At 66.2% G+C, this 21728-nt stretch carries 20 protein-coding genes; 11 read left to right on the forward strand and 9 right to left on the reverse strand.

What is annotated here, in order from left to right; translation table 11 throughout:
• Positions 1 to 208: 208 nt before the first annotated feature.
• From ACZ4RZ_RS40860 to ACZ4RZ_RS40880, 5 genes are all read right to left on the reverse strand, one after another.
• On the reverse strand, positions 209 to 1225 hold the full coding sequence (locus ACZ4RZ_RS40860) for a Gfo/Idh/MocA family protein (protein ID WP_467752525.1): 1017 nt from the start codon (positions 1223 to 1225) through the stop codon (positions 209 to 211).
• Positions 1222 to 2241, reverse strand: a complete 1020-nt coding sequence (locus tag ACZ4RZ_RS40865) for a Gfo/Idh/MocA family protein (protein ID WP_467752526.1) — start codon at positions 2239 to 2241, stop codon at positions 1222 to 1224. Before ACZ4RZ_RS40865 ends, ACZ4RZ_RS40860 begins: the two co-directional genes overlap by 4 nt.
• The gene (locus ACZ4RZ_RS40870) at positions 2238 to 2990 is read right to left on the reverse strand and encodes an HAD family hydrolase (RefSeq protein WP_467752527.1); all 753 of its coding nucleotides are present in this window, start codon (positions 2988 to 2990) and stop codon (positions 2238 to 2240) included. The genes ACZ4RZ_RS40865 and ACZ4RZ_RS40870 overlap by 4 nt, the downstream gene beginning before the upstream one ends.
• Positions 2987 to 3448 (reverse strand): PTS sugar transporter subunit IIAB, encoded by a 462-nt coding sequence (locus ACZ4RZ_RS40875; RefSeq protein ID WP_467752528.1) that lies wholly within the window; start codon positions 3446 to 3448, stop codon positions 2987 to 2989. Before ACZ4RZ_RS40875 ends, ACZ4RZ_RS40870 begins: the two co-directional genes overlap by 4 nt.
• A 179-nt stretch (positions 3449 to 3627) precedes the next feature.
• Positions 3628 to 4359, reverse strand: a complete 732-nt coding sequence (locus ACZ4RZ_RS40880; RefSeq protein WP_467752529.1) for a GntR family transcriptional regulator — start codon at positions 4357 to 4359, stop codon at positions 3628 to 3630.
• A 296-nt stretch (positions 4360 to 4655) separates the two neighbouring features.
• Between ACZ4RZ_RS40880 and ACZ4RZ_RS40885 the strand changes: the two genes are divergently transcribed.
• From ACZ4RZ_RS40885 to ACZ4RZ_RS40925, 9 genes are all read left to right on the forward strand, one after another.
• The gene (locus ACZ4RZ_RS40885; protein WP_467752530.1) at positions 4656 to 5882 is read left to right on the forward strand and encodes a PTS transporter subunit EIIC; all 1227 of its coding nucleotides are present in this window, start codon (positions 4656 to 4658) and stop codon (positions 5880 to 5882) included.
• Positions 5883 to 5949: 67 nt separating this feature from the next.
• Positions 5950 to 6102: a hypothetical protein gene (locus ACZ4RZ_RS40890; RefSeq protein ID WP_467752532.1), complete on the forward strand. Its 153-nt coding sequence runs from the start codon at positions 5950 to 5952 to the stop codon at positions 6100 to 6102.
• A 395-nt stretch (positions 6103 to 6497) separates the two neighbouring features.
• Positions 6498 to 7277 carry a glucosamine-6-phosphate deaminase gene (gene nagB / locus ACZ4RZ_RS40895; protein WP_467752533.1) on the forward strand — a complete coding sequence of 260 codons (780 nt, stop codon included), beginning with the start codon at positions 6498 to 6500 and terminating at the stop codon, positions 7275 to 7277.
• Positions 7277 to 8221 (forward strand): ROK family protein, encoded by a 945-nt coding sequence (locus ACZ4RZ_RS40900; protein WP_467752535.1) that lies wholly within the window; start codon positions 7277 to 7279, stop codon positions 8219 to 8221. The genes nagB and ACZ4RZ_RS40900 overlap by 1 nt, the downstream gene beginning before the upstream one ends.
• Positions 8222 to 8349: 128 nt before the next feature.
• Complete coding sequence (locus tag ACZ4RZ_RS40905) at positions 8350 to 9285, forward strand: hypothetical protein (RefSeq protein WP_467752592.1); 936 nt, start codon at positions 8350 to 8352, stop codon at positions 9283 to 9285.
• A 221-nt stretch (positions 9286 to 9506) separates the two neighbouring features.
• Positions 9507 to 10004, forward strand: a complete 498-nt coding sequence (locus tag ACZ4RZ_RS40910; protein ID WP_467752536.1) for an ATP-binding protein — start codon at positions 9507 to 9509, stop codon at positions 10002 to 10004.
• 1069 nt (positions 10005 to 11073) lie between these two features.
• Positions 11074 to 12021, forward strand: coding sequence for an ABC transporter permease (locus ACZ4RZ_RS40915; protein ID WP_467752538.1), 948 nt, complete (start codon positions 11074 to 11076; stop codon positions 12019 to 12021).
• A gap of 100 nt (positions 12022 to 12121) precedes the next feature.
• Positions 12122 to 13141 carry a sugar ABC transporter substrate-binding protein gene (locus tag ACZ4RZ_RS40920; protein ID WP_467752540.1) on the forward strand — a complete coding sequence of 340 codons (1020 nt, stop codon included), beginning with the start codon at positions 12122 to 12124 and terminating at the stop codon, positions 13139 to 13141.
• A gap of 125 nt (positions 13142 to 13266) precedes the next feature.
• Positions 13267 to 14838, forward strand: coding sequence for a sugar ABC transporter ATP-binding protein (locus ACZ4RZ_RS40925; RefSeq protein ID WP_467752542.1), 1572 nt, complete (start codon positions 13267 to 13269; stop codon positions 14836 to 14838).
• A gap of 1111 nt (positions 14839 to 15949) precedes the next feature.
• Here the strand turns inward: ACZ4RZ_RS40925 and ACZ4RZ_RS40930 are convergent.
• From ACZ4RZ_RS40930 to ACZ4RZ_RS40940, 3 genes are all read right to left on the reverse strand, one after another.
• Positions 15950 to 16330: a hypothetical protein gene (locus tag ACZ4RZ_RS40930; protein ID WP_467752544.1), complete on the reverse strand. Its 381-nt coding sequence runs from the start codon at positions 16328 to 16330 to the stop codon at positions 15950 to 15952.
• A 959-nt stretch (positions 16331 to 17289) separates the two neighbouring features.
• Positions 17290 to 18501 carry a hypothetical protein gene (locus ACZ4RZ_RS40935; RefSeq protein WP_467752545.1) on the reverse strand — a complete coding sequence of 404 codons (1212 nt, stop codon included), beginning with the start codon at positions 18499 to 18501 and terminating at the stop codon, positions 17290 to 17292.
• 5 nt (positions 18502 to 18506) lie between these two features.
• Positions 18507 to 19052: a hypothetical protein gene (locus ACZ4RZ_RS40940; protein ID WP_467752546.1), complete on the reverse strand. Its 546-nt coding sequence runs from the start codon at positions 19050 to 19052 to the stop codon at positions 18507 to 18509.
• A 1003-nt stretch (positions 19053 to 20055) separates the two neighbouring features.
• Between ACZ4RZ_RS40940 and ACZ4RZ_RS40945 the strand changes: the two genes are divergently transcribed.
• Positions 20056 to 20907 carry a hypothetical protein gene (locus ACZ4RZ_RS40945; protein WP_467752547.1) on the forward strand — a complete coding sequence of 284 codons (852 nt, stop codon included), beginning with the start codon at positions 20056 to 20058 and terminating at the stop codon, positions 20905 to 20907.
• Positions 20908 to 21158: 251 nt separating this feature from the next.
• Here ACZ4RZ_RS40945 and ACZ4RZ_RS40950 read toward each other — a convergent pair whose 3' ends face one another.
• Positions 21159 to 21521, reverse strand: a complete 363-nt coding sequence (locus ACZ4RZ_RS40950; protein WP_467752549.1) for a DUF6207 family protein — start codon at positions 21519 to 21521, stop codon at positions 21159 to 21161.
• On the opposite strand from ACZ4RZ_RS40950, the gene ACZ4RZ_RS40955 reads away from it, so the two are divergent.
• Positions 21417 to 21632 carry a hypothetical protein gene (locus ACZ4RZ_RS40955; protein ID WP_467752600.1) on the forward strand — a complete coding sequence of 72 codons (216 nt, stop codon included), beginning with the start codon at positions 21417 to 21419 and terminating at the stop codon, positions 21630 to 21632. The genes ACZ4RZ_RS40950 and ACZ4RZ_RS40955 overlap by 105 nt on opposite strands.
• The last annotated feature ends 96 nt before the right edge of the window (positions 21633 to 21728 follow it).

Below are 21728 nucleotides of genomic sequence, written 5' to 3' on the forward strand. Positions count from 1 at the left end.
CTGCTCCGTCGAGGAGGTCATGGCGGGGGTTGTCCTGGCGGGCTGGCCGCAGTGTTGATCAGTGGGCGATAGGCGGCGAGCGGCACGGATCGGACACTCCGCTACATGATCAGACGCTGCCCGCACGACCAGCGTGCTCCAGGCGGCGGTGGCCTCGGCGTCCAGACGCGATCGGCCCAGCTCGCCGCCTCCGTTTGTCTTGATTCGGCTACGTGGTTAGGGCGACTGGTTGGTTGTTGCCTAGGGATTGGTAGGCGGCGAGGACGATCTTGAGGGTTCGCAGGCCGCTCTGTCCGTCGGGATGGGCGCGCTGTCCGGTGCGTGCGGCCGTGAGGAACGCCTCGAGCATGGCGGCGTCGACGTCGGTGGCGCTGGGTGTCCAGCGAGTCTGGGCGCGTTGGGTGTCGTAGCCGCGCAACAAGGGCGGGAATGCGTCGAAGGTGGCGACACCTTTCTGGCCGATACAGGCCATGGTGAGGCCGCCCCACGTGGGGTGGGTGGGGGGATGGCTCCAACTGCAGTCGATGGTGGTCACCAGCCCGCTGGCATAGGTCAGGGTGATCAGTGCTGCCGATTCCACGTCAGTTGGCCCTGTGTCCTGGGTGAGGAGCTCGTTGGCCTGGGCGTAGATATGCGTGGGTTGTTCTCCGCCGAGGAGGACGTCCATGAGGTCCGCGATGTGGACCGTATGGTCCATGATGGCGCCGCCCCCGGACAGGGCCCGGTCAGCGAACCAGCTCTGCTTGAGGGCCGGATTGGATGAGTTGTTCACCCCGTGGATGGTGAGGAGCTTGCCGATGGCGCCGCTTGTCACGATGAGCTGCAGGTTGGTGAAGGCGGGGTGAAAACGGACCGGGTAGGCGGTCATGAGGCTGACGCCTGCGGATTCACAGGCGTCGATCATGGCCTCGGCGTCCTCTGCGGTGGTGGCCAGGGGCTTCTCGCAAAGGATGTGCGCGCCGACGGCAGCGGCGCGTTCGACCAAAGGACGGTGTCTGGCGTTCTCACTGGTGATGATGACGGCCTGGGGGGCCTCGGCGAGGACTTCGTCGTAGCTGTCGGCGTACGGGACATCGAGTGCCTGGGCCAGGTTCTTGCCGCGGGACGGGGAGCCAGGATCGCCGTCCGGGTCCGTGGTGATCAGGTCGATGCCGGTTCGGTCACGCAGCAGCAGAATGTAGGTGGCGGCATGGACGTGCGCGAAGGACAGGATGGCGATCTTCATCGGTTGGCTTCCTCTGAGAGCAGGGTCGTCGCGGCGGGCAGATCGATGGCTCTGCCTGTTGCGGCGGACTGACGTGCGGCCTCGGCCAGCTGAACGGCGGCGACTCCGTCGCCGGCGCTGACTCTGGGGGCTGGTCCGCCACTGAATGCGGTGGCGACCTCGCGGATTTGTGCGAAGAAGGGATCCACTCCGTAGTCGCCGGTGGGCACGCCGTCCGTCTCGCCCGGGGAGGTTGTGGTGAGGCGAAGGGCCGGATGAGCGAGAGAGTCGTGGGTGAGCGTGCCGTTGGAGCCGGCGATGTGGAAGGTGTACCGGAACTCGGTTGCGGGCGGTCCCCACAGGCCCTGGACCTGTGTGATCACTCCGGAGGCGTGGGTGAGTGTGACGCAGCCTGCTGCCACGGGTTCCTTGTGGGCAAGGGCGGTGTGGTGGCCGCGCTGTGCCGCGTGGATGCGTACGACGTCTCCGAAGATCCACCGGGCGACATCCATGTCGTGCAGCATCTGGTCGGTCAGGATGCCTCCGGACAGCGTGGGGTCGGCGAACCACGGGCTCCAAGTCGGGTAGCGGCCCGCGCGCGTGAAGCGAGCTACAGCAACGCGGCCAAGCTCGCCATCGAGAATGGACTGGCGGGCGCTGGCGTAGGCGGGGAAATACCGCACAACGTGAGCGGGGAAGAGATGCCGCCCCGCCTGCGCAGCCGCGTCAGCCATCGCACGGGCGTCGTCGGAGGTGAGAGCGAGCGGCTTTTCGCACATGACATGCGCACCGGCGCGGAGGGCAGCCAGTGCGATGTTCCGGTGGGTGGCTGTGGGGGTACAAATGTCGGCGATCATGGCGCCGTCGAGTGCCTGGGAGAGGGAGGTGGCGGCGACGGCACCGAAGTCGTCAGCCAGCCCAGCCGCCTGATCATCCGTGGAGTAGATCCGTACCCGTGCGCCCAGGGCCGTCCAAGCGGGCAGATGGGTACGGGCGATGAACCCGGCACCGATCAGTGCAACGTCGAGTGTGGTCATGGGCCTTTTCTTTCTTGGTCGTTACGAGGCGGCGCCGAAGGCTCGCCAGTTGCGGCCGCGGCCGTGCGTATGGATTCGTAGGCGAGGCCCGGGCTCGTCCAGCGGGCACCCGCCCGTACGAGGCTGGCCGCAGCCGTAGTGGTGGTCACGCCGACGATGTCGCGGACACCTGCCGCAGTTAGTGCGCGGACGCCCGCGGGGGAGTCCTCGAAGGCCATGCACTGCTGGGGGGTGACACCGAGCGCGCGGCAGGCGGCAAGGTATCCCTCCGGCGACGGCTTGCCGTGCGTGACCTGTTCGGAAGTCACGACGACATCCACGAGGGAACGGACCTTCAGGACGCCGTCGAGAATGCGCTGCGCCCATACGGTCCCCGCGCTGGTCACCACGGCCACTGGCACACCCTGGTTGTGAAGGCGCTCGATGAGATCCGCTGCTCCGGAAACGACCGGGATGGTGTCGGCCTGGTCGAGGATGAAGCCGGTCATCGTGGCGACGATGCGTTCGATGTCGGCCGCTGCCCAGGGGCCCGGCATACTGCTCAGGACGTCTGCGGGGCGTCGGCCCATGTAGTACTGCTCGTACTCGCTGTCCGTGACCGACATGCCCCAGACGTGGAAGAGGGCACGCCAGCTTTGGTGGTGGGCGTTCTCGCTGAGGACCAGAGTGCCGTCCATGTCCAGCAGTACGCCTTTGCTCTTGTTCAAAGCCGCGACGGCGCTGGGCTGAGTGTGCCGTGCGCCGGTCATGAAGCGGTCCAACTGAACGGCAGTGCCCCGGTGGTGATGGTGCCGGTTGCAGCAGACGGCAGCGCGGAGCCAGGGGCCGAGTGCCGGATGACGAGAGGGCATACAGCGGATACGCCCTGGTCACGGATCGCGTCCAGATCGAAGGTGATCGCTTTAGGGCCGGCCTGGATCTCCTCCCCTTCGGTCACGTGGACGGCGAAGCCGCTGCCGTCCAGCCGCCCAGTGCCGATGCCCAAATGCACCAGCACACCAGTGCCGCCAGCTGTATTGATCACGAAGGCATTCGGGTGCCCTTTCCTGACCGTTCCGCTGATAGGTGCCTGCTTGAGGGCTCGGGGGATGTCGACCACTGCCGGGTCGCGAACCTCGGAGCGGAGCCCGGTGATGCAGGCCTCGAGGGCGGCGATGTTTCCGGCCCGGCCCGGCCCGTGGATGATGCGCTGCGCTGTTGATGACATCGGGTGCTTCCTTCGGGCCGCGTACTGCCGAGGGAGGGGATTGGTTATTACCAGGGTATTGGTTATTACCAGTTATTACCACTGACGCTGACCGTAGCGTCGGCGGCAGAGAAGTGCAACCTCATTACGTGTGCATGACAAACATTAGGTGCCCCCGGTGGTCCGGGGAGCGGTGGCCTCTACGAGCGAGTGAGCGTCATGTGCAGCTTGTAGCGATCGGCGCGGAACCACGAGTAGGCGTGCTCGACCGGCTGCTTGCTGCTGTAGGCGATCCGGTCGAACGCCATCACCGGCGTTCCCTTCGCTACCCCCAGCACGGTGGCGATCTCCGAGGGCGCAGGGCCGGCGCCGACCGTCTGCTCCGCGTGGTCCACCGGGTGGCCGTAGCGCGTGGCCAGGGTCTCGTAGACGGAAACGGTGAAGTCGACATCATCGAGGTCCGGAAGCAATTCTGTGTCGTACCAGGCGTCGTCGACGGCGATCGGGGTTCCGTTTGCGAGTCTGAGGCGGCGCACATGCCAGGTCTGCCGCCCCTCCGGCAGGCGCAGGGCGGCGGCGGTGGCCGGCGAGGGGGCGTCGCGGCCGACGGACAGCACCACAGTTCCCGGCTCCAGTCCGAGGCGGCGCATGTCTTCGTGGAAGGAGGCCAGGCGCAGCTCCGAGCGGTAGGCCCGTTCGGCTACGAAAGTGCCGCGCCCGTGCACGCGGACCGCTAGCCCCTCGGTGACCAGCTGGCCGATGGCCTCGCGTACGGTCACGCGGCTGACCCTGTGATCGGCGCACAGCTGGCGTTCGCTGGGCAGTGCGTCACCGGGGGAGAGCTGGTTGGTGCACATGTCGACGAGGATGGCGCGTAGCTGGGCGTGCTTGGGGACCATGCCCTTGGCTGAGATCTGCTGCGTTTTCGCCACAGGTGTTTCACCTTTGAGTGAGGGTGGCGGACTGTCGCCGCCGTGTACTGGTCATGACCAGTATGCGCCTTCGATCAGCGTGATGAACCTTGCGATGGGTGTCGACTCAAGGGCGGGTTGGCATATGTGCCGACTATTGACACTCCTCTACTGGCGAGATATCTCTGGCTGAACACTGGTAATAACCAGACAGGACCTGTACGGTCCACTGTCGTCCCGGTGCCGCTCACAGCCGGATCCCGGCCCATCTGTCTGCCACGGCCGTTCTCTCCAGCACGCACATCCATGAGGTCGTTATGAGTGCAAGCACATCCGCTTCCGCATCCCGCCGCTCGGGATTGGGAGGCCTGCAGAAACTCGGTCGCAGCCTGATGCTGCCGATCGCTACATTGCCTGCCGCAGGACTGCTGTTGCGGCTGGGGCAGAACGACGTATTGGGGCGCTTCTCCGCTCTTCACGATGCGGCCGCGGTGATCTCTGCCGCCGGGGGCGCGCTCTTCACGCACCTGCCTCTGATCTTCGCTGTCGGCATTGCGATCGGCTTCGCGAAGAAGGCCGACGGCTCCACAGCGCTGGCCGCGGTGGTGGGCTACCTGGTCCTGGACGGTGTTTTCGCCGCCATGTCCCCCGTGGTCCTCAAGGGCGTCAAGGACCCCTCAGGGGCCCCGGCCACGATCAATTTTGGAGTGCTGGGTGGCATCGTCATCGGCCTGCTGGCCGCCGTGCTCTGGCAGCGCTTCTACCGCACCGTGCTTCCGCCCTTCCTGGGATTCTTCAGCGGCCGCAGACTCGTACCCATCATCATGGCGGTCACGGCCCTCGCCGTCGGCGTCCTCATGAGCCTGGTCTACCCGTTGTTCATCAACGGCCTGACCGCCGTTGGCAAGGCCGTCGACCAGAACAGCATCATCGGCGGCGGCATCTATGGCATGGCCAACAAGCTGCTGATTCCCCTCGGCCTGCACCACATCCTCAACTCCGTAGTGTGGTTCATCCTGGGCGACTACAACAACGTCCACGGCGATCTCAACCGCTTCTTCGCCGGCGACCCCAACGCGGGCATCTTCATGACCGGCTTCTTCCCGATCATGATGTTCGCCCTGCCCTCCGCCGCCCTCGCCATCTGGCACGAAGCCAGGCCCGAGCAGCGCAAGGCGGTCGGCGGCATCATGCTCTCCGCTGCGCTGACCAGCATGGTCACCGGCATCACCGAACCGATCGAGTTCTCCTTCCTCTTCGTGGCCTGGCCCCTGTACCTCGTCCATGCCTTCCTGACCGGCACCTCGCTCGCCCTGGTCAACGCTCTGGGCATTCACGACGGATTCACGTTCTCCGCCGGTCTTATCGACTACGTCGTCAACTGGGGCAGGGCCACCCATCCCCTGCTGCTCATCCCCATCGGCCTGGGCTACGCCGCCCTCTACTACGTGCTGTTCCGATTCGTCATCCGCCGCTGGAACCTGCGCACGCCCGGCCGTGAGGAGGTCACCGAGCAGAGCCAGGCTGACGCCATCTCCTCCTGACGCCCCTGCCTGCCCCAGGAGAGGTCCCGCCTCATGGCACAGCGCGTCGTAGCGATTGACTAACGCAGTGGCATTGACGCCCGGTCCCGCGGTCACCTCCGCCCACGTGTCCGTCAGCATCATCCTCGACGGCAAGGAACTGGTCGCCACCAGCAGCCTGCTCGGAGTGATGACACCCGGTGGCCGGTACGGCGATCTGATGGCGCTGAGGGGATGGTGACCAGGCTGAAGCGGCTCTGGAGCCGTTGGCGCACCTGCTCATCTATCAGGTAGGCAGCGCTCCCACCGACCTCGACTAGCTCGTAGGCGTCCTGCTGAGAAGCGGCCGCCGATCCGCTCCTGGCGGCGGTACTGGTTGGCCTGCAGATAACCAGTCTGTCCATGGCGGCCCAGCCGTTACCGCCGTCCGTGACCAACTCGCCCGCTTGACCTTGCAGTAATGCCAGAAGCTGGGCTCGGCGGCCCGTAACACCACCGAACCGAAACAGGCCCGTGCTGCCGCACAGAAAGTGATCAGTCAGTCCTTATGAACAAGCCTTCTCACCTCATCACCCGCCCCACCGATCCCCGACTGGTCATTCCAGGACGCGAGCGATTCACGACGGGAGCACCGGCATGGAGGTCGTGATCCGCACTGATGCCGCCGAGGCAGGACAGACCGTGGCCGGCATAGTGCATCGTGCTCTGCTCAACGGTGCCAAGACCCTCGGCCTGGCCACGGGCTTGTCCCCCCTGAGCGCCTACCGCGAACTGGCCCGCCGGCACCGAGAAGAAGGTTTGACCCTCGCCGACGTCGATGCCTTCCTCCTCGACGAGTATGTCGGGCTGCCACCGGACCACCCCCAGTCCTACGCGCACGTCATCCGTCGCGAACTTGCAGACCACACCGACCTCAACCACGATCGCGTGCACGCCCCTTCAGGCATGACAGCCGACCCGCTCGCCGAGGCCCGCCGCTACGAAGCGGCCCTAGCCGCAAGTGGCCCTGTCGACGTCCAGATCCTCGGTATCGGCGTCAACGGCCACATCGGCTTCAACGAGCCAGGATCCTCACTGGCCTCGCGCACTCGCCTTAAGACGCTCACGGACGCCACCCGTCGCGCCAATGCGCACTTCTTCGAGAACCTGGTGGACGTGCCCCGGCACGTGATCACCCAGGGACTGGCCACAATCGGGGAAGCCCGTCACCTCATCCTCATCGCCACCGGTCCCCACAAGGCCCAGGCCGTTGCCGCCGCCGTTGAGGGACCCGTCAGCGCCCGCTGCCCGGCGTCCATCCTCCAGTTGCACCCCCACGTCACCGTCGTGCTGGACGAACTGGCGGCCTCGCAGCTCCGGGATCAGCTCTATTACCGGTGTGTGGCTCGCCACAAGCCGGCCAGCCAGGGGTACTGATGAGTGGCCCTTCCACCGTGGTCGCCGTCGATCTGGGCGGCACCACCATCAAGGCAGCCCGCATCAACACTCAGGGAAGGGCAGAGGAAACCCTGCGCGTTTCCACCCCCGTCTGTGACGGCACAGAGACGGTTCTTGCCGCAGTCACTGAAACTGCCGCCGCGCTCACCCGGCCCGGGACCGTGGCCGTTGGCCTGTGCGCCCCGGGACTGATCGACCGCGCTGCGGGAGTGGTCCGCTTCGCGGCGAACCTCAAGCTGTACAACACACCGCTGGTCCGCGCAGTGGCAGACCGTACGCGCCTGCCGGTAACCCTTGAGCACGACGTCCGGGCTGCCACCCTGGCCGAGCAGCGCCTCGGTCGCGGCAACGGCTGCCAAGATCTTCTGGTCGTTGTCCTCGGCACTGGAATGGCAGCCGGGATCGTCAGTGGCGGCGCCCTCATCAGCGGCGCGCAGGCCATGGCTGGCGAATTCGGCCACATCTGCGTCCACAGGGACGGTGAACTCTGCCAGTGCGGACAACGCGGCTGCGTTGAGGCCTACGCCGCAGCCCGAGCCGTCGTTGACCGCTACCGCCGCTCCGGCAAACACGCTGAGTCCGCAGCCGACGTGACCGCCCGGTTGAAGATCGACCCAGACGCGGCGCGTGTCTGGGCCGATGCAACCGATGCCCTGGGCCGCGCGCTGGCCATCACTACCGTGCTGCTCGATCCCGAGAAGATCGTCCTGGCGGGGGGCATGAGCGCCGCAGGACCTCTCCTTTCCGAACCAGTTCGCACGGCGCTGCAACGCCGCCTGGCCTGGCGGTCAGCACCACCTGTGGAGATCTCGCTGCTCGGTGCGCATGCCGGCTTGTTCGGTGCAGCCCTCTATGCGCTCGAGACGACGGAAGCCTTCACTCTCACCGAACCCACGCCCGACCCTTTCCCTGGTGGTAGTTGACGTGTCTGACCCGTACTGCCGCTCCTTCTCCGGCGGAAGCAGCATCGTCTTCGGCTGCCTCCGCTGTCCATTACGAGAGAGTGATCGCTGTGTTCCGTCAAGGAAGCCGGAAACCGCCACGCCGCCTGATGCCAGAGTTGGACGACAGCGACCTGGCGCGAGTCCTGTCCCACCTAGAGGCCCAGATTGCTGCTCAGGGCGACAACCTGGCCGAAGCTAACGACCGTGGCGCCCTGACCTATCCGATCGAACAGGCACTACGCGACCCTGCCCAGGATTGGGACAGGCGCATGCACCGCCTTCTCGTTCTCACCGCGCTACCGGACGCTCCTGTCCTGGCCCGCCAATGGCGTGCACGGCACCCGGATTCCCCCGATGCCCTGCTGTTCCAGGCCTATGCCGCGTTGGCACAGTCATACGCCGACGACGCCGCGCATGACGTCATCGCTCTCTGCCGACAAGCAGCAGCACTCCTCCCCGCCGATCCGGCTCCCTGGGTGGGCATGCTCACCTGTCATCGGCTAACCCGCACCACGGCTGCCCACCTCCGCCCGCTCTGGGGGGAAATCAAAGCCCGCGATCCGTGGAACCGCGAAGCCCACCTGCAAATGCTCCGCTACTTGTCCCCGCATGAATGCGGCTCTCATGCACAGGCTCTGTACTTCAGCGACGATGTCAGGGCCGGCGCTCCTCCGCGCGCGCCCGTTGCGGCTTTGGCCCTGACCGCCAGCCTTGCCCGATACCGTGCCATGCAGACAGCTGGCGGAATCACGGAGTTGACGGCGCACCGTCACTGGGGCCAGCCGCAAGAGCGTGCCCTGATCGCCCAAGCCCTCGCCGACTGGCTTCAACCGGGTTACCTCACGCACGCAGCCGCTCTCGCCGACCTGAACCTCCTCGCCTATGTGCTGGTCACAGCCACACGCCCTGGCGAGGCATGGCCGGTGTTCCAGATGATCGGGCCTTTCGCCGCCGCCTGGCCCTGGCTGGAGGATGGCCAGCCGCTGGCAACATTTCAGCAATGGCATCGCCGAGCTCGGCGACGGGCACAGCAGCGTCAATGAATGCCGACAAAACAAGTTCCGCTGGGTGGAAATCATTTCCCGCACCGAAGCACGCGTTTTCGAGGCGCCGAGCCCCAGCGGCTGCCGCCAGCCGACGACGGAACAGCCATGCGTTCGCAGTATTTTGCGCTCACTGTTGACAGATACCTACGAGGGACCTAAAACTGGACATAACTGGTAATTACCAGTAGGTCTGCATCGATCAGAAGCCGAGATCCGCCATGGCACCTCAAGCACCCCCGCAGACGGGAACAGCCACCAGTTACGGTGCGTCCTCGACGGTTACCGACAGTCTGCCTTGTGATGAACCACGAAACCTCGACCGTGCAGCCATCGAAACCGCAGCCTGCCTGGTGTTGTCGGTGAACGGGGCTGATCCCGCAGAGGTACCGTTGATCCGCCGCGATGTATGCGCTTTCCTGACGCCCCGCTGTGCGATAGGCAGCGCCCTCGACACTGCGCTGCTCGTCACCTCCGAACTACTCACCAATGCGGTTATCCATGCACTGCCGCCAGTGATCTTGCACATCCACTGGGATAACGAGACCGACAGCCTGCGCATCGAGGTCTCCGACAGCGGCCCCCGACACGCTTCCGGCGTGTCGGAACCGGATGACGAACACGGCCGCGGCCTGGAAATCGTCGCCGCCGTCTGTGTTCGACACGGCACATACGCCCACGCGCAAGGCGCCACCTACTGGGCGGAAGTTGGCCCCTGAAGCTACGGCACGTAAGCCGGGTGACGCCTTGTCACATCTGAGCTAGCACCCGCCCGGGAGGCGACGGCCCTGGGTCTGTTCTCCAGCGTCGACGCCATCACAGCGCTGGTGGTCTCACCGCCCTCACCGCTGGACGGCGCTGGAGCCTGCCACGGGAAAAGGCGTTGCTGGATAGGGGTGTCGTCGAGGGGCGCCAGCCGGGCTTCCTCAGTTATGCGGCTATCTGGCGGAGGCGACCGGTGCGCAATCTTCGCCCGGCGGCCGTCCGGCGGCGCGGCGAGCGGATCGGCCTCAGGGCCGGTTCCCTTGACCGGGCATTTGCTGAACGGGCTGAGTGCGCCGAACGAGGTGTGAGGCGCCTGCAGACTTCGTAGTCGTGCGGCCGAAATCCGCGCAGTAGGCCACGGGCGGCAGCTCGATGATGTGAGAGCGGTTGCCTTTCACCGCCACCGGGTGCTGGGCGCCGCACTCGTGGGCCGGCGCCCTTCGTGCCCTCGCCTCGGGGTGCGTCACTGTCGCAGCGGGCTGCTGCGCAACTCGCCCCACCCCCCAGGCCTCTTGGCGTCAATAGGCCAGCTTGCCAGCTTTGTACTTTTCTAGTCAGGCGGGTTGACACGCCCGGCCCCTTGGCCCATGCTCTCTGGCTAACTGGTAATGACCAGACACTACCAGTTTCGAAGGGCAGGCCGGGCGATACGACTCGGCCCGCTGCGGTGGGTCTGCGCCCCGTAGGGGCTCGCTGTTTGTAGCCGCAGGGAAGTCCCCAACGATCTGAGAGAGACGCGAGGTTGGAGATGCGAATAGGTCTCATCGGCGCGGCCGCCCTGGGCGCCGTACACGCGGTGAACCTTGCGGCAGTGCCGGATTGCTGGTTGCGCGCTGTGGCTTCGAAGCAGGCCTCGCCCGCTGCCTTGGAAGTCATCCGCTCCGCAGGAGCCGCTCGGCGCTGCACGGTCGTCGACATTACGAAGCAGGAGAACACGCCGGTATGAGGAACGACGCAATCACAAGCGGTCTACTGCGGCGCTTCGGTCTATGGCTGGTGTTCGCCCTCGTTACCGTCGTGTTGATGGCCGTGTCCCCGACGTTCCGCTCAACGGTGAACCTGGAGAACATCCTCGAGCAGAACGCCATCATCGGCATCGTGGCCTGCGGCATGACCGTCATGATGATCTCCGGGGGCTTCGACCTGTCCGTCGGCACCGTGGGAGCCGCCGCATCGGTCGTCGGCGCCGTCATGTCCAGCAGTCACGGCACCGTCCTGACGCTCGCCGCCGGGCTCCTCGTCGGCATCACGGTCGGCATCGCCAACGGCATCCTGATCGCCAAGGTCCGCATCAACGCCTTCGTCGCCACGTTCGCCATGGCCAGCATCGTCTCGGGCCTGCTGTTCGTCGCTACCGGCGCGGAGTCCAAGCAAGGCGTGACACCCCTGCTGGAGAGCGCGGCCAACTCCCGGGTCGCTGGCATCCCGGTCATCTTCGCCGTTTTCATGTGCTGCCTGCTCGCCGTGTGGTTCCTACTGACCCGCACCAAGTACGGGCACTACATCTACAGCGTGGGCGGCAACGCCGAAGCCAGCCACCTGTCGGGCGTCCCGGTGCAGCGAGTGCAGATCTTCGCCTTCGCCGTCGGAGGGCTACTCGCCGGCGGCGCGGGCCTGCTGCTGCTTGGTCAGACCGACGTCGGGCAGCCCTCGGCCGCGGCCGACTGGCCCTTGGAGGCCATCGCCATCTGCGTGGTCGGCGGCATCGCCCTGACCGGCGGAGTCGGACGCATCGAGGACGTCCTCGCCGCCACCCTCCTGCTCGGCGTCATCTCCAACGGACTCAACCAGCTCAACGTCTCGCCCTTCTGGAAGCCTGCTGTCACCGGCCTGGTGATCCTGTTGGCCGTCGTCATCGACCGCTACAGCCGACTCCATGACGGCGCCGGGCGCGGCAGGAAAGCTTCCCCGCCGCCTTCCGTGTCCGGCGCTTCCTCCACCACCCCACTGACCGAGTCGGCATCAGCCTGAGCGCCGACTGGCACGTCCGGGCGCGCCCACACGCTGCGGACACGCATTCCGTACCAACTGCCCTCTTTTTCTAACCTCGCACAACGCCCAAGGGAGAACCATGTCCGCATCCACCCCCACCTTCCGCACTTTCAGACGCGGTCTGGCGGCTGTGACCGCCGCCGTCTCCCTCGCCGGGCTCACGGTCGGCTGTCAAGACAGCAGCGGTTCTGCCGCCGGAGGTAGCGGCCCTGCCACCGGAGGTAAGGACAAGACCTTCACCATCGGTCTCGCCAACGCCGACAGCGAGATCCCCTTCCTCGCTTCGATGCAGTCTGCCTTCGAGAAGGAGGCGCGGCGGCAGGGCATGAAGACTGTCGTTCTCAACGGCAGCCTCGACAACGCCAAGCAGGCCGCCAACGTTCAGAGCCTGGTGGCCCGCCGCGTGGACCTGATCCTGGTGTGCTCCTCCAGCCCCACCGCGGTCATCCCCGCCATCAAGCAGGCCAACCGCGCCGGCATCCCCGTGATCGCACTCAACGCTCAACTGCACTCCGGCGCAGACCTCGTGACCTACATCGGCGCCTCGGACCGCCAGTACGGTCAGGGCGAGGGCAAGCTCATCGTCGAGGCCTTCCCGAACGGCGGCAAGATCGCGATCGAACTCGGACCGCTCGGCGACACCCCGCAGGTCGAGCGACTCAAGGGCATCAAGGACGTCCTGAAGAGTCACCCCAACATCAAGATCGTCGCGACTCCCGTCGACAACTTCAAGAACAGCGAGAACCTGTCCGTCACCCAGGACCTGCTGTCGAAGTACCCCAAGGGCAAGTTGGACGCCATCGTCGCCGAAGGACCTGAGATGTACGTCGGCGCCCAGTACGCACGCAAGATCGGGCGCAACGAGATCCGCTTCATCGCCGGCGACTACTCAAAGCAGGTCGAGGCCGCTATCAAGTCCGGCGCACTGTACGGCACCGTCAACCAGAGCCCCGTCCTGGAGGGGAAGCTCGGCGCCCAGTATGCGTACCACTGGCTGTCCGGCCAGAAAGACAAGGTCAAGCAGCCCAACTACTACATCCCGCTGCCCCTGATCACCAAGGACAACGTCGACGCCAACCCCGCCGAGTGGAGCGGGTGACCTGACAGCCCTGCGCGCCTGCCCCTCAGCACCGCAGGCGCGCAGGGCCGACCCGGTACCGCTTCGTTCACACGATCTGCGCCGCCCACGACACGCCACACCGCACACAGAGGAATTGAGTGTCCATGCCCAGCGACATCAGGCTTCAGCTTTCGGGCGTAACCAAGCAGTTCGGCCCGGCCGTGGTCCTTGACCACATAGATCTCCAGGTGCGCGCGGGTCAAGTTCACGGGCTCATCGGGCAGAACGGCGCAGGGAAATCGACGCTGGTTAAGACGCTGGCGGGCCTGTACCCCAACCACAGTGGCCTGGTCACCCTCGATGGCAAGCGCGCGGCGCTGGGCAGCCCCCGACAGTCCCGGGCCGAGGGCATCGCCGTCATCCACCAGGAATTCAGCCTCGTGTCGAACATGACGGTCGCCGAGAACCTCCTGCTCGGACAGGAACCCGGACGGTGGCGTTACAGTGCTCGCGCCGTCCGCAGCCGCGCCGAGGCCCTGGTTGAACAGGTCGGCATTGAGATCGGCGAAGGCGTCGACGCCACCGTCGGCACGCTCAGCCCCGCGATCCGGCAGCGCATCGAGATCGTCAAGGCCATGGCCGACGACGTGAAGGTGCTCATCCTGGACGAGCCGACCGCCCGCCTGTCCGAGGCCGAACGGCAGTCCCTGTTCCGTGTTGTGAGCGAACTGGCCGACCGCGGAGTGGGGCTCTTGTTCATCTCCCACTTCCTCGAGGAGGTGAGGGAGGTAACCGACTGGCTTACCGTGATGCGCAACGGCCGGGCCATCGCCTCCGAGCCCACGAAAACGCTGTCGGTAAGCCAGATGGGCGCGCTGATGCTGGGCGAGAAGTTCAAGCACACCCTGGACCAGGAGGTCGCTGCCCACCACGCTGACGACGAGCAGCCCGTGGTGCTGGAAGCAAACGCGGTGAGCTCTGGACCTCGCCTCAACCACGTTAGCATCAGCCTGCGCGCGGGCGAGATCATGGGAGTGGCCGGCCTCGTCGGCTCCGGCCGGACCAGGCTCTGCAGGATCCTCACCGGTGCTGAAAGGCCCACAGACGGACGCCTTCGGCTTTACGGGAAGAAGGTGTCCTTTGCGAACCCGCGCATGGCCATCGCCAACGGGGTCGCTCTCATCCCCGAGGACCGCAAGCACCAGGGACTGAGTCTGTCCGCCCCGCTGACCCGGAACCTCAGCCTCATGGCCTTGCACCACCGGCTCGGGCGCTGGGGCGTCGTGCCACAGCGTACGGTCCGACGCCTGAGCAAGCGGCTCGTAGAAGACCTGGAGATCCACCCCGGCAACATCGACGCACATGCCGCGACATTCAGCGGCGGCAACCAGCAGAAAGTCGTACTCGGCAAGACGTTCGCTGCCGAACCCGACGTGCTCATCATCGATCAGCCCACGGCCGGCGTCGACATCGGGACCAAAGCCCAGATCCACCGCCTGCTGCGTGAGCGCGCTGCGGCTGGCGCCGCCATCCTCGTCGTCTCGGACGACTTGGAGGAGCTGTACGCCCTCGGTGACCGCTTCCACGTCCTGCGGCAGGGGCGAACCATCTGGCAGGGCACCTCGGCCGACGTGACACACGAGCAGCTTGTGCACCTCGTCGCCGCAGGCAGCCCGCTATTGCCCCGCCCGGCGGCTACCGAGGACACCATCGAGGCGGAGGATCCTGCCTCCTGACCCCAGTTCATCAAAGAGCGCACTCTATTTCGAGTGTTCAGGTGTCTCGCCAGGTTGGGGTGAGATTCCCCGGTGCGGCGGCGGGCCATGAGGTCGATCGGGGATCGGTGCGGCCGAGACGGTGCGGACCCGGGTCCGCAAGGCCGAGGTCGACGCCGACCAGCGGCCCGGAGCCACGTCCGAGGAGGCCGCGGAGATCAAGCGACTTGGTAACTGTTCTCGATCTATTGAGTCAGCTCGGCTGGGCCGAGTTGCTGGCGGAGCGCTATGACGACGCTGTCCGGCACGTGGCACGAGGAATCCGCATTGCCCGCCGTACATCCTCATACTCGACGGCACCCAGTGGACCTGGGCTCGCACGGGGAGTTGATAGCCCACAACGACATGTACGCCGAACTCGTCGGGCGGTGGGAAACGCGCCCTTCGGTACCGACCTTCGGCCGACGGTGATCTGTAGGCCGACAGCGTTCGACCCGAAGAAGGAAGGGGGTGACAGTCGTGGACATGAACATCGACTCGGACCTCGACTCCCTTCAGACGCTGGAGGAAGGGCAGGTCGAGGAAGAGCAGCGCTGCATGCTGACGTGCCTCCTCAGCAACTGGTGACCACTGACCAAGTGAACCAGCAGCGCCGCGTCGAGGATCGGACGTGTGCCCTCCACGTAGACGAATGGGCCAATCCGATACTTCAGCGTCTGCACCAACAGCGTCTCAGAGAAACGCTGTGACCAGCTCGAAGTGGCGTCAGTAGAACGACCACTCCCGCGCCCCGTGGCCGGTCTGTATCTCCCCGGCGGACCGGCCACGGCCAACTCTGTGACTGGGGGAACAACTGGCCCGGCGGTGCTGCTGGCCGGTGCCCGACGAAGGCCGCCGGGGTTCAGGGGATCGATGACTGAAGCGCACTCGGCCGGTTCAACATCGCCACGCAGGCGGGCGACTGAACTCCGGAAACGGCAACGGCCGCTGGGACGGCGACACTGCGTACGACCGGGCGGTCGGCCCTATGCAGTTCATCCCCTCCACCTGGGAAGGCCCGTCCGGCGCGGACGGTAACGAGGACGGCATCAAAGACCCCAACAACGCATTCGACGCCGCGCTCGGCACCGCCCTATATCTGTGCGGCACCGGAAAGAGCGACCTGAGCAACGACGCGCAGCTGCGCAAGGCGATCCTGCGGTACAACAAAGCCGGCTGGTACGCGGACAAGGCGCTCGGCTTCATCCACCAGAACGACCAGCTCGCCCCCGCCGTCACGACCGGCGAGACCGCCGTGGCTCTGCCAGCGTTCAGCAATGCCTTCCGCCTCCTGCGCCACGGCCAAGAAGCGCGTGATCGAATCCTTGCGCTCCGCGCGCAGAGCCTGCGCGCGTTCGGTCGCCGCATGCCGAGCCGAGGCCTGGGTCGACAGATATTGACCCACCAAGGTTCCCGCGCTGCCCAAGGCCACTCCGGCGAGCGACGCGAGCGTGGGTTTGATCGACCAGTCCATGCGCCATGGTCCGGTGCGCTGGCCTGGTGCCCACCCCGACTGTGGAACGTCACGCGCTGCACGACCGTCGACATCCGACGTCGAGCAAAGAATTCTCGGCGCGGGTGGTCACGTTCGGCGGCTTACGGCTCCTTGTGGTGGGTGAGAGGGCGGCAGTGGGCCGCCCGGGTCTCGGAGAGCCACAGATATGGGTTCGTCGGATGTCGGGTCGGAGCGCAGCCGCAGGGATGTGGCGCTGGACGTCGTCGTGAATTGATGCGGGTGGCTGGTCGCGGTGGTGTTCGTGCTGGGGTGCGTGCGAGGCTCGTGGTAGGGCGGTGACCTGCGCAACCTGACCACCTGCCGCTCATAGGGGATTCGGTGGCGAAGACGGCGGTCGAGCGGCGAGGGTGGCCGTTGGTGCCGCTGCTGGCCGTGGTCTGCGGCACGGTCCTCGTACGGCGGGTCTGGTTCCTTCTGGTGGACGTGGCATGCGGGGAGGAGTCGCGTGCGCGACGCCGCCGTCCTGCCCGCTTCCGAGCACCGAGGGGCTGCTGATGCTGGGCGTCTCCTCGCTGATGGACTGGGTCGCCACGGCTCCGGAGAGCCTGGTCAGCTGGAGCTGTGCATACGCCTGGTGGCCGGCCGCAGCCGCGGCCGCCGGCACAGGGGGGGTGGGCAGCCGGCTGGGTGTGGTGGCAGGGACGTGCGCGAACGGTGCTGCGCGATCGGGCGGTTGTCGAGCTGGTGCCCTCGGCCGGGTTCGGGGACCACGCGCATATCGGCCTGTCGCGGCAAGAAGTAATCCTGCCGACCGGGCAGTCGGCCCCCTTCATGGCGGTGGCCATGCTGCAGCAGACGCCCACGGCGAGCGACCAATGACGGCTTGACACACTGCGGACGGCGTCAATGACCTCGTTGCAGGCCGCAGTTGCCTCGATCAGGGGGCGGGGTGGATTGTCCGAAGGACGTGCCCGTGGTTAGGGGGTGGGTGGGCCGGCTTCGGCGATGGCGCCGGCCCATCCGAGCATGGCGCGGGATTCCAGGCCGTCGTCGTCTTGGTTGAGAGCGTGTGTGCAGGGGTGGCCGGTGTGTTGGAGGGAGGCGTTGATCCAAGGAAAAGCTGGCCACCACGGCGTCTTGTCGTCCCTGGCTCCGCCGGTCACCCAGAGGGTGACCAGTTCCCGGTCGCCTTCCGTCATCAGGTCCAGGAGGCCGGCGTGGCGGATGGGCTGTCGGGTTTCGATGATCGTGGTGCCGTCGCAGTCTTTCTCGACGCGCTCGGGGCCATGTGGGTTCGCTTCGACCTCGACCTGGTCGGCGCGGGCGACGGCGACGTCGGTGGTGATACGCAGGAGGTTGAATCGGTTTCGGGGGGCGTGCGCGAGCACGGTTGTCTGGGTTTTTTCGCCGGGGCCGAGCCATGCGTGGTCCCAGGCGACGGTGCCGACCTGGATCTGTTGTGGGTCGGGGTAGGTCGCGTAGGTGTTGTAGCGGGCGACTGGGCCGTAGTTCTTGCGCACCGCATCGGTCATCGTGGTGGTGTGGGGGTGGCGGCGGATGCCGTCGGCGGTGACGACGCTGCCGGTGATCTCGTACATGGACACCAGGACCGTGACCGGAGTGTCCCCGGAGTTCTCCAGCGTGATGGTCGCTGTGATCTCCAACTGGCCGCCGTAATTGCGTACTTGCTTGATCTCATTCTCGGCCGACATGACAGGCGCGGAGGCGTACGGCTTGTAGCGCACGGCATACCAGAACTGAGGGAGAGCGAGGCTTGCGGCCAGGAGCGTTCCGACGGCCCCCAGTGCACCAGCGAACATCGTGGCCCGGGCGGACAACGACTGGTGTGGGTCCGAATCGCCGGCGGGTTGAGGGACGGGACGGGCATGGCGCGCTTGCCGGACATCCCCCCATGCCAGGAATGCCGCGATCAGCATCGTCGCAGACACACTGACCAGCACAGTGGTCAGGCGGATCTGCCAGACGAAGTTCGACTGGATGCGGGAGAGCAGCCACAGGTTCGTCAGTAGTGCTGAGATGTCGGCGGTCGCGAGTAGGAAGATCCGTGGGCGCTGGGTGGCATGCTCGGAGAACGACGCAGCGCACCCCAGCACGGTGACGAGAGCGAGGCAACCGAGTACCGCTCCGTCCATACGAATGCTCAGGTCGTCCCCGGTGAGCAGATCCACCCCGGCTACGGCCCCCACCACCAGCGCGTAGATGAGCAGAACCCACCGAAGCGCGGACCTGAGACGCCCCCTTGCTGCGGGGTCTGGTGATGGGCTGGTGGAGTCGTCTGTGAGCCTGGAACTGTCGTCGTCAGCCATTGCCCGCCTCCCCCTTGCGTGCCTGATGGTGGATCGTAGGGAAACATGCTCGGGGCCGGGAGAGCGCGGAGACGCTTCGGCGCGAGACTTTCCCCGGCGTTCGCGCCGGGGCGTGCGGTGGTGCGTACGGTCTGCGCGTAGTGCTCAAGGTTTCCGACACGCCCGACGATCGCGTCCAGCGCAGCGGCGAGGGTCCGGCGCGGGGCCTCCCGCGCTTCGGTCACCGCGCTCTCGTTGCCCGGTGTCCAGATCGCGTTGGACTTGCAGGTCAACTCGGCGTGGGACCACAGCAGGAGCGTGATGGCCCACACCTCGTCTTTCAGTGCCGCCTGTGCCGACTCTTCCTCGACCTCAACGGCCATGAGCTGATCGAGGCGCTCCTGGTACGGCTTCAACTCCTCAGTCAGCGCCATCTGTTCGAAGACGCGGTAGCGGCCGCGGTTACGCGCGGCAGCCTGGTATCCGTGCGGTAGGAGTCGCCCCGTTTATGCCACTTGGGCGGACGACCGGCCCAGGTCGGCCGGTCAGGCACTGGTCCTTCTGGAGGCGGGAGCAGCCCAGGCGGCACGTCGGCAATGAGCGCGGCGTCCTCGGCGCGGACACGACCCGGGTCGATGACCACGTGAAGGGCGCGGTCAGGTCGGGACATGGAAGCTCCGTAGCGAAGGGCGGGGGAGGGGCAGGTTCGGAGTCGACCCGGTGGCCGGCTACAGGCGACCGGGACGCCGTGCAGCTTGGGAAAGACGTGCAGCTGCGGAGAGTGGCGGCCTGCCGGAAGCTGAGGGCCGCGAAGCGGCGATGGCCGGTTCCGCGAAGCCGTGCGGCTTCGCGGCGGAGAGGTGGCTGGCCTCTCTATACCGTCCATCGTGCGGCGTTCTGGTCCACCGGGCGTTCGTCGATCCCATAGCCGGAGGCCGCGGTCTTACGGTATCCCGCGTACGACGCGGTTCGGTGCGCTGCAGTCAGGATGTGGAGGAGGAGCGGCGGGCGGCCAGTTCCTCAACGCGGGAGCGTTTCCAACGTTGTTGGCGCGGTCGGCCGGCGCTGCCGCGGCGGTACTCGTATCCGTCAGGCTGCTCGAGGTCGGGCAGATGCCCGTGCCCGAGCGCGCCCATGAAGCTGTCGGCCTTGTTGTAGCCGAGGATTTCAGCCGCTTCCGCAGCGCCGACCAGACGGTGACCACCCCGAGCACCCGCACTGATGTGGTGATCTACACCACGGACCCGGCAAGATGGACCCGCTGGTCGACGTGTGGCGCGACAGCGAATCCCCCTCTTGCCCGGCCAGTGCCGGATTGGAAACCATGACGGCATGAGACGGGCCGGCCCCGCGGGCACATGAGGCGACGCCGGGCGGCTCGGTACGGGGGAAGGGTTGCGCATGTCTGTGCCAGGGAACGGGTCGGCCGAGCCCGGCGTGGCCCATCGTCTGAGGCGTTGTCTGACACGTTTCGAGCCCGCGGTGACGCGGTTCTTTCTCCTCGGAATCTTCACCGTCGGGCTGACTGCCCAGTTCGTCACACCGGTCGGAGACGCCCTGCAGGGCAAGACGTTCGTCGGCGGCGCGCTCCTCAGCCTCGTGGCGTACGTGCTGTACGACGCGGTGCAGGACCTGGCCGCGTCGCTTCGGCTGCCTGAGCGGTCACAGGTGGGATCGCCTGAGGTGGGCCGATTCGTGGACGAGGCCTTCCGTGCCCGGACGGTGGAGATCACCTTTCTCGGCTATACCGGGGAGACGATCGTCGGCGCGCTTTACCGCCGCTTGGAGGACCTTCTCGACGACCCCGGACGCACCAGGCGTGTTTGCATCAGAGTGCTTGTGCCGGATTTCGGGCAACCCATGACTGTCCCGTCCAGGGTGGGGCCGAACGGTGAGCCGCTGGACGACTCTGCATTCCGGCGAAGCCAGGAACTGAAGTGCCAGGGGTTCGACGAGGCGCTGTCCGTGCTCGCGGACCGGCTCAACAGGTTGGGACGGGTGACGGTGGAGAGCGAGTTCCGCCTCTATCACGGGATACCGAGAGACAAGATCTGTATTTTCAACCGGGAGTTGGTGCTGCACGGTCTTTACGACGTGGTCGCCCGCTTGATCCTGCGTACCTCGGGCCCTGAGTATTACGACCCCAAGGGCCACCGCACCGATCTGAATGTCTGGTCCGCGAGGGACACCGACGCCACCAGGGCCGCTGTCGCCACTTGGAACCAGCACCTGGACGCTTTGTGGAGCCTGGCTGCGGTGCCACCCTGGCGGCGAGTGACGGCGACGTGAGCAGAGGCTTTTCGCCATCCGCTGCCCCGTTTGTCCCAAGGCCGGTATACGGCGAGAATCGGACAACTAGCGAAGCCGCAGGTCAGTGATGCATAGAGGAAACTCGCGGTACTTAGCAGATCCTTGCCAGGTACCCGCCAGTTCCTTTGAGTGCCCGTCACTTAACCTGCCCGGATGTGCCCCATGGCGCGGATTGCAGCGCCCTCAGGCGCGAGGTCGGCGATGTGGCATACCGTTCCCGCATCCACAGCTCAAGTGGCCGAAGGGAACAAGGAGTTTGCCATGCCACCGCAATGTGCCGACATCACATCCCGAGATTCGGAGTTGCCCATTCCTCCCGGTTTCCTCCGTGTTCCTCTGGATTGGACGGGACTGCGGGGGACTGGATGATACGACGCCCTTAGTGTCTGGCGCAGGTCAAGGCAGAGGCGGAGCCGTACGCCGGACTGGCCGGGATCTCGGGTTGTCCTGTCTGCCGTTGCGGTCGCCCAGGTGCGTGCGATCACGTCGTGGAACGCGAACGCCGTCGCATCGTCGGCGGCCGCGACCTCGACAACGAGCAGGCCGGGTTCGGAAAGCTGCACCTCGTGGATCGGTCCCCTGCCTGGCAGCACGTCCGCGCCCGCACGGTGGTTCTCAGCATGCCGGAGTTCACCCGCCCGTGTCCGAGCCTGGCTTGTTGGGGCTCCTTGAAATTGAAAATGGGTCTGGTCGGAATTTCGTGACGGTCACGATCACGTAGTCCTCAGCGTCTGTGAACGGTCACGATGATCTCCATGGGGAAGTCCATGAACTTCCCCATGGAGATCCCGAACGCGCTT

The organism is Streptomyces sp. NPDC027189 (assembly GCF_055566975.1).